The sequence below is a fragment of the Vibrio sp. 10N.247.310.98 genome (genome assembly GCF_041467395.1).
GTDB classification, from domain to species: Bacteria; Pseudomonadota; Gammaproteobacteria; order Enterobacterales; family Vibrionaceae; genus Vibrio; species Vibrio crassostreae_C.
The window spans coordinates 21,933-34,815 of sequence record NZ_JBFSUL010000054.1 but is presented as its reverse complement, the minus strand read 5'-3'; the positions used below and the strand labels follow the sequence as shown (position 1 = coordinate 34,815).

Annotated in this window: 10 protein-coding genes; 5 read left to right on the top strand and 5 right to left on the bottom strand. The window is 44.8% G+C overall.

The window, feature by feature from the left end:
* Nucleotides 1-138 precede the first annotated feature (138 nt).
* Nucleotides 139-1,281 carry an amino acid permease gene (locus AB6E78_RS18090; protein ID WP_017060419.1) on the bottom strand — a complete coding sequence of 381 codons (1,143 nt, stop codon included), beginning with the start codon at nt 1,279-1,281 and terminating at the stop codon, nt 139-141.
* Nucleotides 1,282-1,362: 81 nt separating this feature from the next.
* Nucleotides 1,363-1,560 carry a hypothetical protein gene (locus AB6E78_RS18085; protein WP_048611631.1) on the bottom strand — a complete coding sequence of 66 codons (198 nt, stop codon included), beginning with the start codon at nt 1,558-1,560 and terminating at the stop codon, nt 1,363-1,365.
* Between the two features lie 501 nt (nt 1,561-2,061).
* Between AB6E78_RS18085 and AB6E78_RS18080 the strand changes: the two genes are divergently transcribed.
* Nucleotides 2,062-3,684, top strand: coding sequence for a methyl-accepting chemotaxis protein (locus AB6E78_RS18080; RefSeq protein ID WP_017065420.1), 1,623 nt, complete (start codon nt 2,062-2,064; stop codon nt 3,682-3,684).
* A gap of 94 nt (nt 3,685-3,778) precedes the next feature.
* Here the strand turns inward: AB6E78_RS18080 and AB6E78_RS18075 are convergent, their stop codons facing one another.
* Nucleotides 3,779-5,269: a SulP family inorganic anion transporter gene (locus AB6E78_RS18075; RefSeq protein WP_372134018.1), complete on the bottom strand. Its 1,491-nt coding sequence runs from the start codon at nt 5,267-5,269 to the stop codon at nt 3,779-3,781.
* A 557-nt stretch (nt 5,270-5,826) separates the two neighbouring features.
* Here AB6E78_RS18075 and asnS point away from each other — a divergent pair.
* Nucleotides 5,827-7,227: an asparagine--tRNA ligase gene (gene asnS, locus AB6E78_RS18070; RefSeq protein ID WP_017060416.1), complete on the top strand. Its 1,401-nt coding sequence runs from the start codon at nt 5,827-5,829 to the stop codon at nt 7,225-7,227.
* 133 nt (nt 7,228-7,360) lie between these two features.
* Here asnS and AB6E78_RS18065 read toward each other — a convergent pair whose 3' ends face one another.
* The gene (locus AB6E78_RS18065) at nt 7,361-7,567 is read right to left on the bottom strand and encodes a hypothetical protein (protein WP_004734707.1); all 207 of its coding nucleotides are present in this window, start codon (nt 7,565-7,567) and stop codon (nt 7,361-7,363) included.
* Between the two features lie 127 nt (nt 7,568-7,694).
* The gene (locus AB6E78_RS18060) at nt 7,695-9,098 is read right to left on the bottom strand and encodes a PLP-dependent aminotransferase family protein (protein ID WP_136979623.1); all 1,404 of its coding nucleotides are present in this window, start codon (nt 9,096-9,098) and stop codon (nt 7,695-7,697) included.
* Nucleotides 9,099-9,316: 218 nt separating this feature from the next.
* On the opposite strand from AB6E78_RS18060, the gene AB6E78_RS18055 reads away from it, so the two are divergent.
* The 3 genes from AB6E78_RS18055 (at nt 9,317) to AB6E78_RS18045 (ending at nt 12,800) form a co-directional block, all read left to right on the top strand.
* The gene (locus AB6E78_RS18055; RefSeq protein WP_017060414.1) at nt 9,317-9,616 is read left to right on the top strand and encodes a hypothetical protein; all 300 of its coding nucleotides are present in this window, start codon (nt 9,317-9,319) and stop codon (nt 9,614-9,616) included.
* A 249-nt stretch (nt 9,617-9,865) separates the two neighbouring features.
* Nucleotides 9,866-11,407: an HD-GYP domain-containing protein gene (locus AB6E78_RS18050; protein WP_372134019.1), complete on the top strand. Its 1,542-nt coding sequence runs from the start codon at nt 9,866-9,868 to the stop codon at nt 11,405-11,407.
* A 202-nt stretch (nt 11,408-11,609) separates the two neighbouring features.
* The gene (locus AB6E78_RS18045) at nt 11,610-12,800 is read left to right on the top strand and encodes an amino acid aminotransferase (RefSeq protein ID WP_017065416.1); all 1,191 of its coding nucleotides are present in this window, start codon (nt 11,610-11,612) and stop codon (nt 12,798-12,800) included.
* Nucleotides 12,801-12,883 lie beyond the last annotated feature (83 nt).

Sequence of the window (12,883 nt, the reverse complement as noted above, 5' to 3'; positions counted from 1 at the left end):
CACAACGGTATGCTAAGAACAAAAATGCCGTTCACTCTTAAGTGAACGGCATTAACGCCGCGGCGTTCCTTTTTTGTATCTGAAGCTTTTGGAGCTAAAGCTTGGTGACTGATTGATTCAACCGACCAAATTGTTTTGTTAAATCACTTGCGAGATAAGCAGGAAACAACCAAACAGCAGTGAGAACAACATCATTGCGCTGCCACCTTCTGCTCGGTATCGGTCATCAGCAACTTTCATGAAGCGCTGCTTGTGGACCATAACCAGAGGAACAAACACCGCTAGGAACACCAAGATGATGCCTGCGTAATTCAGCACTTGTAGGAACTTGTCTGCAGCAAGCAATGAACCCGCCAACGGCAAGATAAAGCTAATGCAGTACGTTACCGCTGTATTTTGGTTGAACATGTCTTTGTTCTGGTTGAACAACGCCATTGCTACGCCAAAGAAAGAAGTCAACAACGCCAAGCCAGTGAAGGTAGACAAGACGTTACCCACCCAAGGAGACTGAGCCTCAAACGCCGCCATCAAATCTGATACGTTCTCAAAGCTTCTGAATTGCTCTTCACTCAAGTTGCCCACTACCGCAAACAACCAACACAAGTAACACACTAATGGGATCAGAGAACCGATGATCACCATGTTACGCAGCTGTTTGTCTGTCGCTTCGTGGTTGTAAGAAACCAAGGTTGGAATCACCACCATAAAGCCAAAGCTCGTAAACAGGATGGCACTGGTTTTGATTAGGTCAACGTGGTCATGGCTGGTTACCTGCATCAAGTTTTCTTGAGTCATGCTCGGCGCTAAGAAGGCCATGGTTGCAAACAAACTAGCAAGCATCACGAAGAACAATGCTCGATTGAGCTTATCAATCACACCAGTACCACTTGCGACTACTGCGCCAGCAAGCAAGGTAAACACGGTTTGGCTGGTAGTCGCGGTAATTTCGACGCCAAAGTTAGACAGTAACTTACTCAGCAAGTCACCTGCGCCCAGAATGTAAGCCATTAATAGGCAAATCAACAACGCGTATAGCAAGCCGTTGGTAAGCAACTGACCTTGTTTACCCAAGGTTTTTCGGGCAATAGAGTTTAATCCTAGACCGCCACCCGCTTTGATGGTCGCTTCTAGAAGTAGTAATGCTGCGTAAGTCGTACCGAAGCAGATCAGTACCATAAGCAGTGTGCCGTAAAGCAATCCGAATTGAGCTAATACCATTGGGATCGCAAGCATACCAGCACCGAGAGCGGTACCAGCGATAATTAGGGAGCTACCCATCATTTTAATATTCATTGTTTTTAACTTATTTGTTTAGTTTTTATAGATGTGAGTCTTCGTTCATCGAGCGGATGACAAAGGAGTTCAGATAGAAATAAAGTTATAAAACGAATAACAATAGGAGCGATAAGCGGTAAAGAAGCGTGCAGAGACGTTGTCGAACAGGGCGTTCAAAGGGGAGCTTGTCTTAAAAGAGGTAAAACGAGAAGCGTGAGTAAGCATTAACTGATGTGGTGAACCTTCCGTAGGTTCAATAATCGGTGATGTAATCTTGAATTTCATGTATGTGTCCAATAAGTCACATTCCATAGTATTTGAAGCAGCGTATCCGTTGCTGCCCTACCTCTATCATAGAGGTCTTTTCATCTTATCGAATGAGCCTCGAAACACAACGCTATAACCACAGTTTTTGCTATTAAATTGAACAAAACAACCATTTGGATATAAATTGACCACTAAGTCGTCTAAAACAATAGTCTTTATTGATAAAAGACAAGCGGACAAATACATCGAGCTAATTAACAACCTAGGCTTTTCTAATTATCAGCACAATCAAAACTCGATGCTGCACTTCAATTTTCCCAAAACAACAGTCTGTTTTAAGAACAGCGAGGAGCTTGAAGCGCGTTCCATTTCAACATCAGACACGACACAAACTCGCTACATCACAGAAACATAACCACAACCGGAGTGTGGTCACACAATTCGTTATACCCCATAGGTGGTAGGAATTCTTACTAGTACAGTATTTGCGTCATTATAATTAATAAAAACAAACACCTTATGCGCTCAACAATCACCTTTAAAATCCTAGTGGCCCTCGCCATCGTGTTCACCTTTTTGCTGGCAATATCGACCTACTTTCAATATTCGCAACAAAAGCAACTTGTAAACTCAGTGTTAAGTGAGCAGCTTCACGACAAAGCAAGTAACTACTTCGATAGCCTCAATATGATGATGCTCACCGGCACCATGGCACAAAAAGAGACCCTTCGTCAGAAAGCACTGGCTCAAGAAGGCATTGAAGACGTTCGTGTTTTACGCGCCGACGCTGTCAGCAAGTTATATGGCCCAGGTAATGACAACCAAACACCGGTTGACGATATTGATAAACGAGCGCTAGCGGGCGAAACCGTTATCGAGCCTTTTTCTGCTGATTGGGGCAAAGGCTTGGTTATTGCTCTGCCAATGAAGTCGAGTGAAGATTACCGAGGAACCAATTGTGTCGCCTGTCATATGGCACCAGAAGGTGAAGTCTTGGGTGCGATTCGTCTCGAATATAACCTTAACCATGTTAACTCGCTGATTAACACTCAAACCATGGCTGCTATTGGCATTATGGCAGTGATCTCGTTTGCCGGATTTGTCCTTACGATGGGATTAATTCGTAAGATTATCGTGCGCCCGCTGCAACAGACTTCTCGCTTTATGACCCAAGTCAGCAACGATAAAAACCTATCCACTCGCCTGCCGGAACAAAGCAAGGATGAGATTGGCACGCTGGCTAACTCCATCAACTCGTTCATGGGAACCGTATCTGACAGCTTAGAAAAGGTACAAAGCACCTCGCACAAGTTAAATGCGTCTGCCAACCAACTGACTAGTGTCGCGCAAATTACCGAGCAAGCCGCCAGCGACCAGCAAAGCGAAACCGCAGAAGTGCAACACAATGTCGAAGGAATACAGGCACAGCAAGTCAATGTAGAACAAGCGACTTTAACAGCTTCAGAGCTTATCAATCACACCGCTGATGTGGCGTGTAAGAGTGCCAACCAAGCACACGAAGCAAGCAGTGAGATAAAAAACCTCGTTAGCAGCATAGAAGAAGTGAAACACAAAATACTGACACTCAATGAGCAAACCGGAGAGGTCTCTTCAATATTGAGTGTGATTCGTGGCATTGCTGACCAAACCAATCTTCTGGCCTTGAATGCAGCAATTGAAGCGGCACGTGCGGGAGAACAAGGTCGTGGGTTTGCGGTGGTGGCTGATGAAGTTCGCCATCTTGCATCACGAACCGCTGAAGCAACAGGCAGTATTGAGTCAATCATTCATCAGTTCCAGCAAGGCAGCGAAGAGTCGCTGACTTCTGCCGATCGCGTTTGCGAACAAGCCCATCAAAGCTCAACCGATATCGACGCACTTTCAATTGAAATGAATGGTGTGGTCGAAGAGATGAAACAGGTGCTGGCTCACGCACAGAATATTCAGCAGCAAACGCAATCCACCACACAAGCGACTCAAGATGTTCAACAAAAGGTTGAAACCATCACCTCTCACGCCAACAACACATCGCAATCCGCGGCTGAAACTCGCAACATCAGCAATGACTTAGAAGAGCTATCTGATCATCTTGAATCGCTGATTAATCAGTTTACTTTGTCGAGTACAAAGAAGAAGTCATAGATCGCCAACAAAAAAGCGCTCAACAATGAGCGCTTTATCTTCATAGCAACGTCTAATTCAGGCTTTCAGGCTTTAAAAGAACCGTAAACCAAGATTAGTGCGTAATGGAAACCGCGGTTAAGTCTTTATGCTTGTGATACATCGCGTGTTTGACTATCAGATTCGCACTCACGCTATCCATTCCTGACACTTCAACGTAAGCCCCTTTTTTACGGAACTTGAACACAACCTTATCAAGCGCCTCGACCGAGGTATTATCTAAGAATGACGCATCCGATATATCGATGGTCACTAAAGAGGTCGCGTTGTCATAATCAAATAAGTCGACAAACGCATCTGACGAAGCAAAGAAGACATGGCCTTTTACTCGGTGAATGGTGTGCATTTCGTTTGTCACGACTTCATCGGATATAAACACCATGGATTTGCTGGCATGTGCATAAAACAGAGCCGACAGCACCACGCCAACCGCAACACCTATCGCTAAGTTATGAGTAAACACCACCACCGCCACGGTTGCTAGCATGGTTACATTGGTTGGCAGTGTGTGATCTTTAAGCTCAACAATGGAACGCCATGAGAATGTGCCGATAGAAACCATGATCATCACAGACACTAAAGCCGCCATCGGTATAAGCTTCAACCAATCAGAAACAAACACCACCATTAGCAACAAAACCACCCCTGCGATCATGCTGGATAATCGGGTTAAGCCGCCTGATTTGATGTTGATGACCGACTGACCGATCATTGCGCAGCCCGCCATTCCACCAAATAATGAAGCAACGATGTTCGCAACGCCCTGCCCTTTACACTCATTGTTTTTATTGCTTTCAGTATCAGTCAGGTCATCGACTATGGTCGCTGTCATCAAGGATTCCAACAAGCCAACCAGAGATAGAGCAATCGAATATGGCAGGATGGTTGCTAGTGTATCAAACGTGAATGGAATATTAGGAATCAAGAACACAGGCAGTGAATCGGGAAGCTTGCCCATATCGCCAATTGTTCTCACATCTAAGCCGAAGAGCAAACTAATGATTGTCAGGGTAACAATCGCGACCAGTGGAGAAGGTATTGCGCGACCAAACTTGGGGAAATAAGGAAGCAGATAAATGATCGCCAAACCCAAAGCGACTAACACGTAAACGCTTGAAGAGACGTTGATTAATTCAGGAAGTTGGGCCATGAAAATTAGAATGGCGAGCGCGTTAACAAATCCAGTAATCACCGATTTGGAAACGAAATTCATCAGGTTACCAAGCTTGAGATAACCAGCTGCGATCTGAATGACGCCAGCTAGAAATGAAGCGGCGAGTAGATATTCTAGTCCGTGCTCTCTCACTAAAGTGACCATTAGTAGCGCCATAGCGCCTGTTGCACCGGAAATCATTCCCGGACGACTGCCAACCAAAGCAGTGACGACACAAATACAGAACGAGGCATAGAGCCCTACTTTAGGGTCAACGCCTGCAATAATTGAAAATGCGATGGCTTCAGGGATCAATGCGAGTGCAACCACAATCCCAGATAATGAATCTCCTTTAACGTTTGATAACCAGTGTTTTTTTAAATAATTAAGCATGTAATTCTCTTTTACTTGTACAGCCAGTCCTGCCTTGTTGAGACATAATTTGATCGACTGTTTTTCTTGAATGAGCGAGCGCTCGAAAAGTGCGGGTGTAGAGAGAATGCAGGGGTTAAGGCGGCGTAATTAACACGTAGATATTAAACTCCTCTTGTACTTTAGTGGGAAATTAAGAAGGTGATCAAGTCCAAAATGACTGAATCCGCGCCAATATAGAGTGAGTCTCAACACAATCACACTCCCATTATTGAAAACAAAGGTTTCGATTACGCCATGCTCGTTCAGCAGCTCACATAGGGTGAAAGGTAAGGCTGACGCTAAGATCGAACAAAAAACACACCCTCAAACCTATTTATCGTCAGTAGACACAATATTTCTTTCACCAAGCAAGAATAAAGGTTGAAGCTGTCGGTATGACAGGTAATATGTTCAATCGATTTAAAAAGTTTATACAACTTAATGTTTCGGCTAATTATTGTGCAAATGTATATTTATTTGCAGCAATGCCAGAGACTTTGAGTTGAATTTGTCCCTCAATGGAGAATGAAATCAACATGACTTACGCGCCTGTAACAGACGTACTTGGCGGCAAGCTAGCGGTAGACAGTGAAGTAACTGTTCGCGGCTGGATCCGTTCACGTCGTGATTCCAAAGCTGGAATCTCTTTCCTTGCCATTTATGACGGCTCTTGTTTCGACCCGATTCAGGCCGTGGTTCCTAATAATCTTAATAATTACGAAAACGAAGTATTAAAGCTAACAACTGGCTGCTCTGTTGAAGTAACGGGTAAGATTGTTGAGTCTCCTGCGAAAGGTCAAGACTTCGAACTAGCAGCAACTGACGTTAAAGTTGTAGGCTGGGTTGAAGACGCTGACACTTACCCAATGGCTAAGACACGTCACTCTATCGAATACCTTCGTGAAGTTGCTCACCTACGTCCACGTACAAACGTGATTGGCGCAGTAGCACGTGTACGTAACTGTCTATCTCAAGCGATTCACCGTTTCTACCACGAGCAAGGTTTCTTCTGGACTTCTGCTCCGCTTATTACTGCATCTGATGCAGAAGGCGCTGGTGAAATGTTCCGTGTTTCTACGCTAGACATGGAAAACCTACCACGCACTGAAAAAGGCGACGTAGACTTCAACGAAGATTTTTTCGGTAAAGAGACGTTCCTAACAGTATCTGGCCAACTTAATGCTGAAGCTTATGCTTGTGCACTAAGCAAGGTTTACACGTTCGGTCCTACGTTCCGTGCTGAAAACTCAAACACAAGCCGCCACCTAGCTGAGTTCTGGATGGTTGAGCCTGAAGTTGCGTTTGCAGACCTTAACGATGTAGCGAAACTGGCTGAAGACATGCTTAAGTACGTTTTCGCTGCTGTTCTTGAAGAGCGCCGCGACGACCTTGAATTCTTCGCTTCTCGCATCGACAAGCAAGCAATCACTCGTCTAGAGCAATTCGTAGACGCTGATTTCGCACAAGTTGACTACACTGACGCAATCCAAATCCTACTAGACTCTGGTAAGAAATTTGAGTTTGACGTTGAGTGGGGCATCGACATGTCTTCTGAGCATGAGCGTTACCTAGCTGAAGAGCACTTCAAAGCACCTGTTATTGTTAAGAACTACCCGAAAGACATCAAAGCTTTCTACATGCGCTTAAACGACGACGGCAAAACAGTTGCAGCAATGGACGTACTTGCACCAGGCATCGGTGAAATCATCGGTGGTGCACAACGTGAAGAGCGTCTAGACATTCTAGACGAGCGTATGATTGCTATGGGTATCGACCCTGAGCACATGAGCTGGTACCGCGACCTACGTAAATACGGTACAGTGCCACACGCTGGTTTCGGTCTTGGTTTCGAGCGTCTAGTATCTTACGTAACAGGTATGGGTAACGTTCGTGACGTGATTCCATTCCCACGTACACCACGCTCTGCAAACTTCTAATTCGAAACCTATTCGATATTAAAAGTTAAGAACAAACAAAAACCTCCGCACTTGCGGAGGTTTTTTTATGTTCGGAATAAAACGAGTCCAGATGCTTCTGCGTGCCACTATCTGAGACTCATTATTTCAAAAGCTAATCCACATCTTGGTCGATAGCGTATTTTATTGCAAGACCGCAAATTGCCATCATAACGAATGGGATCGCGGCAGTGGTGTATTCCGCCCACGCCATATCAGCGAATGCTTTTGCCAGCAGTACGTGGCCGAGAATAAGCAGAAGCGCACACACAATAGCGACAATAATCAGCTTAACTTCATTTCCCATAGTCATTTTCAACATAACGGTATCTCCAATATTTGGTCTACCGTTATTGAATCACAACTCTTTGGTCAATTAGGCGTACAGTTACCCCACAAACAACCCGTACAGTTGGAATGATTGTCTTTTTTATGAGGGACTTAAGGTTTTACGAGTGCGTAAGTTGATGTGCCAGTTTGCCAAGCCAGATGAGCGCCTGTTCTTTCTCTTCTGTCAGTTCATAAGAGAAGTTCAATCGTATCGCGTTATCCACTCTGCCATGCTCACTAAACAGATCGCCAGATGCAACGCTAATACCTTGTTCGATAGCCAGTTGATGAAACTGTTGGCTGTCGAATTTTTCAGAAAAGCGAATCCATATCAAGTAACCACCAGCCGGCTCTTCAATCTCGATTGAATGCGGAAAGTACTGCTTAATGACATCGATAAATCGCTCTTTCCTGACGACAAGGTTTTTACGCAGTTTACGAAGGTGATTGTCGTAGCTTTCATGCGTTAAGAAATGAGCCACACCAAGTTGAACAGGAGCGCTACTCGATAACGTAGAAAGAAGCTGTAACTTTTGAATCGCGTCGTTAAAACGCGTGTTCACAACCCACCCTACTCGATAACCAGGACACAAACTTTTTGAATACGACCCACAAAGCAAGACGGAATCGGTCTTATCGAAGGCCTTTAGTGGCTTCGGCTTATTCCCTTCGTAATAAAGATCGCCATACACGTCATCTTCAATAATGTAGGTTCCATGCTGTTCTGCAATCTCTACCACACGGCGCTTTGCCTGTTCCGACAAACTGGTTCCCGTTGGGTTTTGAAAAGTCGTCATCAGCCAACACGCTTTAACATCTTGGTTTTGTAGCGCGTTTTCAAACTGCTCTATATTCAACCCATTGATTGGGCAAACGTCCACTTCGATCGGGTTAAGCCCGAGCCTCTCGACAGCCTGCAGAGCACCATAGAATGCGGGAGACTCAATCACGACGTTATCACCCGACTTGGTGACCGTTTGCAGGCTCAAGTTGAGCGCCTCCATAGCACCCGACGTAATCACGATGTCTTGATGATTAACCGTGATCCCTTGCTGCAGATAACGCTGTGCGATTTGCCTTCTCAAGGACTCACTGCCCGGTGGCAAATTATTTATCACACTCGCGCCAGTCATCTTCCTACCCGCGCTGGCAAGGTTTCGAGTCAAGGTAGGTAACGGGAACAGGTCAGGATCTGGGAATGCAGAGCCGAAAGGAATCACACCTTCGGCTGAACTCGACTTCAAGAAATCAAATAAGCGGTCATTAATGGCTTTCTTTTCACTAACGAGTGGCTGTGCGTAGTCAACGCCGTCCAGCCTTGGCGCTACAAAGTAGCCCGACTGAGGTTTAGCGATGATCCACCCTTCGCTTTCTAGCAACTGGTAGGCTTGTAAGACAGTACTATTGCTGACGTTGTAATTTCGACAACTCATGCGTACCGAAGGGATCTTCTCTCCGGATCGCCACGTATTGTTGGCTATCTGAGTTCGAATATCCTTTGCAAGCTCTTCATAACGCGCCATCTAATTGTACTACCTAGAGAAATTCTGTGAGCCGGTGATTTTATCACTTACGCCAACAACTATTGCTGCTATCCATATGATCGCATCTAATTTCCACAATAGTGTGAATTGGTTCACAGATAACTTTGTAAGCTTTGCTAAGTTTGTACCCAAGGTAGGAGCTAAGTTGGCTTTCTACCTCAATAATTTGATGTAACCCAAAAACATGCGAGATAACAATGAAAAAAATAGAAGCAGACCAATTAAGTTATAAAGGAGAGTCAAACGGTGTTCACAGTTGGACAACACCGAGCGGTCAGCCATATTACTGGCACCCAGATTGGCTCCATATTGCTGAAGATGCGACAGGCTCACATCCAAAGCAAAAGATCGATGTCGAACAAGACCAAGCACCAACGGAAAAACACGCGGTGTCTGCTATTCTGAAACACATCAACCAATGGGCTGCAGACAAACTAGCGTCTCACCCTGAGATTGAAACCGGCTCAATCGAAGCTGAAATCAATCTCAAAAAGTAACGGGGTAAAGTAGATAGCAAACTCAATCACTCGCGATTCTAACCAGTACACAGACTGAATAGCCTCGAACCTCGACCGAGGCTATTCAAGTATCTTCATAAAAATGCTGCAATAACCCCCACCTAGCTAACAAATCTCTAACACAAACCAGTTTCTTGTATCAATCCACGAAAGCTATCGATAGAATTCCCGGTCTTATTCACGTCACTTATGCTAATCATTCGCAATTCTAAAGTCGTGAATCAATGAATGCGTAAATCTAATAAGAATGAGAACAAAGGCTTACCGATGGATACTTCAAATTACAATCAATCGCTAACGACTAAGTTATACGTCATTGCTGGCGTGCTGTTTGGCACCTATGGCAGTCGGGTGTGCCCTATGCTCGATAGCTTAACGACGTTAGAGATTTTCACACAAGTCAGTATTGTGTTTATCTTATTATGGCTCGCACGTCGTTACCCATTGGCGCAACATACCTTGGTCAAGCAAGGCCGATTCGCGCAACTCGATACCCTGCTATTTTTTGCTGCAAGTGTGCCTTTCGCGCTCTACTACAACTTAAGCTATGAATTCACCATAGATAGTAATTTGAAGGTGCTGTTTGGCATGAGTCTATTCGGCTTATTTACCGGAACCATTCTTCAATTGAATGCCAAGCTCAGCCAAATGGATAAAATGGAGACGACTGGACAATTCGACTTCCAACTGGTTGGTGAAAGAAGTTCACTGGTCAAGCAGATGATAGGCTTGGTTATCGTGCTTCTGGTAACACTGACGACTATGTTGACGATGATTGCCGTTAAAGACATCTTCTGGCTAGAACACAACCCTGACCGCTTATTGGATGGCACCGGCAAGATCAGCGTGATCAAAGAGTTTATTTATTTGGCTGTGGTACTGGGTGGCTACGCGATAACCATCATGACGCTTTGGAGTAAGCTAATTAAGCGTATTCTCCTAAGCCAAGAGCACGCATTAAACAAAGTCACCAATGGCGAGCAAGGCGTTCGCTTACCTATTTTCGCTTACAACGAGCTAGGCTCAATGGCATCAATGACCAATACCATGCTTGATAGCCTTGAAACCGCGCAAAACGAAGTGAAAACCACACGTGACGTGGCCATTGTGAGCTTATCGGCATTGGCTGAATCTCGAGACAATGAAACGGGCGCACATATCCTAAGAACTCAAGAGTACGTCAAGGTACTCGCACAAGAGCTCAGCAAATCAGAAACCCACTCAAGCTTGTTAACTCCAAACTACATCGAGTTGCTCTACAAATCTGCGCCTTTGCACGACGTGGGCAAAGTAGGTGTTCCTGATAGTGTGTTATTGAAGCCGGGCAAATTGACGGACGAAGAGTTTGAGATAATGAAAGGTCACCCCGCGATTGGGGCTGAAGCGTTATCTATTGCAGAAAAGCAGTTGGGAAGTAGCTCTTTCTTAAGAGTCGCAAAGGAGATATCTCTGACTCACCACGAGAAATGGAATGGCAGTGGTTATCCTAATCAGTTGTCTGGTGAAGATATCCCGTTATCTGGCCGTTTAATGGCATTAGCTGATGTTTATGATGCGCTCATCTCGAAGCGAGTCTACAAGCCACCCTTTACTCATGAACAAGCTAAACAGATCATCTTAAAGGGCAATGGGACGCATTTTGATCCGCAAGTTGTCCAAGCTTTTCTGGTCGTCGAACAAGCGTTTGTTTCAATTGCTGCGACCTACAAAGATGGCAAAAATGTAGCGAGTGAACTCGAGCGCGAAAGCTTTATTGCTCAACCTGCGTAATCTATTCAAAATCCACTAACTTCTTGCACCCTATAGGTTAATCCGTAGGGTGTTTTGTTATCAAATATCCTCTTTAGTCAATAAATCTGATTGAAATGGATTTTTTTTGGTCTTTCTGTTCACTTCGTATTGTCTTAAAAATTCCATACAGGTATAACTACCCATAGATACTATCCCCTCTCAATTGACATGGATGAAGATTATGTTTGAAAAAGTGTTAGCTGCTCCCGCCGATCCTATCCTCGGCCTTACTGAAGAGTTTAAAAAAGACTCTCGTGCAGAGAAAATCAACCTTGGCGTTGGCATCTACAAAAATGAAGATGGTCAAACACCAGTACTTAAAACAGTAAAGAAAGCAGAAGCTGCACTTCTTGAAAACGAAAAAACCAAATCTTACCTAACGATTGAAGGTACAGCTGAATACGGTCTAGCGGTTCAGAAACTTCTTTTCGGTTCAGACGCAGAGATCGTTGCATCTCAACGCGCTAAAACAGCACAAGCTCCAGGTGGTACAGGTGCACTTCGCGTAGCGGGTGAATTCATCAAGCGCCAACTGGGCGAAGTGAAAATCTGGATCAGTAACCCAACTTGGGCTAACCACAACGGCGTTTTCGCAGCTGCGGGTATCGAAACTGCTCAATACAGCTACTACAACGCTGAAACTAAAGACAAAGACTTCGCAGGCATGGTTGCTGACCTAGAGAAAGCTTCTGAAGGCGATATCGTTCTTCTTCACGGCTGCTGTCACAACCCAACAGGTATCGACCCAACAACTGAAGAGTGGGAAGTTCTTGCTAAACTGGTTGCTGAGAAGAAACTGCTTCCTCTATTCGATTTTGCTTACCAAGGTTTTGCAAAAGGCGTTGAAGAAGATGCTGCTGGCCTACGTATTTTTGCTCAATACAACAAAGAGATCCTTGTTGCTAGCTCGTTCTCTAAGAACTTCGGCTTGTACAACGAGCGTGTTGGTGCATTCACTCTGGTTGCTGAATCAGCAGACGTAGCAACGACAGCATTCTCTCAAGTTAAGAGCATTATCCGCTCTATCTACTCTAACCCACCAGCCCACGGCAGTGCTGTCGTTACTCACATCCTTGGTGATGCTGATCTACGTGCTGAATGGGAAGCAGAAGTGGCAGAAATGCGTGACCGTATCCAAGAGATGCGTGAACTATTCGTAACGACACTGAAATCAGAAGGTGTTGATGCAGACTTCACATTCATCGAACGTCAAAACGGCATGTTCTCGTTCTCAGGTCTAAGCAAAGAGCAAGTAACTCGCCTAAAAGACGAATTCGCAATCTACATTGTTGGTTCTGGCCGTATCAGTGTTGCTGGTATGACTAAGTCAAACATGGGTCCTCTATGTAAAGGTATCGCTGCGGTTCTTTAATCGAAAAGCGAAACCTGTATTTGCAGACCAATAGATGTGTAAAAGCCAGCAATTAAGCTGGCTTTTTTGTGTCTGTCTCTTTG

Excerpts from the sequence above, each read along its gene's own strand:
- AB6E78_RS18060 (WP_136979623.1), bottom strand. The coding sequence starts at position 9,098 with ATGGCGCGTTATGAAGAGCTTGCAAAGGATATTCGAACTCAGATAGCC.
- AB6E78_RS18085 (WP_048611631.1), bottom strand. The coding sequence starts at position 1,560 with ATGAAATTCAAGATTACATCACCGATTATTGAACCTACGGAAGGTTCA.
- AB6E78_RS18050 (WP_372134019.1), top strand. The coding sequence starts at position 9,866 with ATGCGTAAATCTAATAAGAATGAGAACAAAGGCTTACCGATGGATACT.
- AB6E78_RS18075 (WP_372134018.1), bottom strand. The coding sequence starts at position 5,269 with ATGCTTAATTATTTAAAAAAACACTGGTTATCAAACGTTAAAGGAGAT.
- AB6E78_RS18055 (WP_017060414.1), top strand. The coding sequence starts at position 9,317 with ATGAAAAAAATAGAAGCAGACCAATTAAGTTATAAAGGAGAGTCAAAC.
- AB6E78_RS18065 (WP_004734707.1), bottom strand. The coding sequence starts at position 7,567 with ATGTTGAAAATGACTATGGGAAATGAAGTTAAGCTGATTATTGTCGCT.
- AB6E78_RS18090 (WP_017060419.1), bottom strand. The coding sequence starts at position 1,281 with ATGATGGGTAGCTCCCTAATTATCGCTGGTACCGCTCTCGGTGCTGGT.
- AB6E78_RS18080 (WP_017065420.1), top strand. The coding sequence starts at position 2,062 with ATGCGCTCAACAATCACCTTTAAAATCCTAGTGGCCCTCGCCATCGTG.
- asnS (WP_017060416.1), top strand. The coding sequence starts at position 5,827 with ATGACTTACGCGCCTGTAACAGACGTACTTGGCGGCAAGCTAGCGGTA.
- AB6E78_RS18045 (WP_017065416.1), top strand. The coding sequence starts at position 11,610 with ATGTTTGAAAAAGTGTTAGCTGCTCCCGCCGATCCTATCCTCGGCCTT.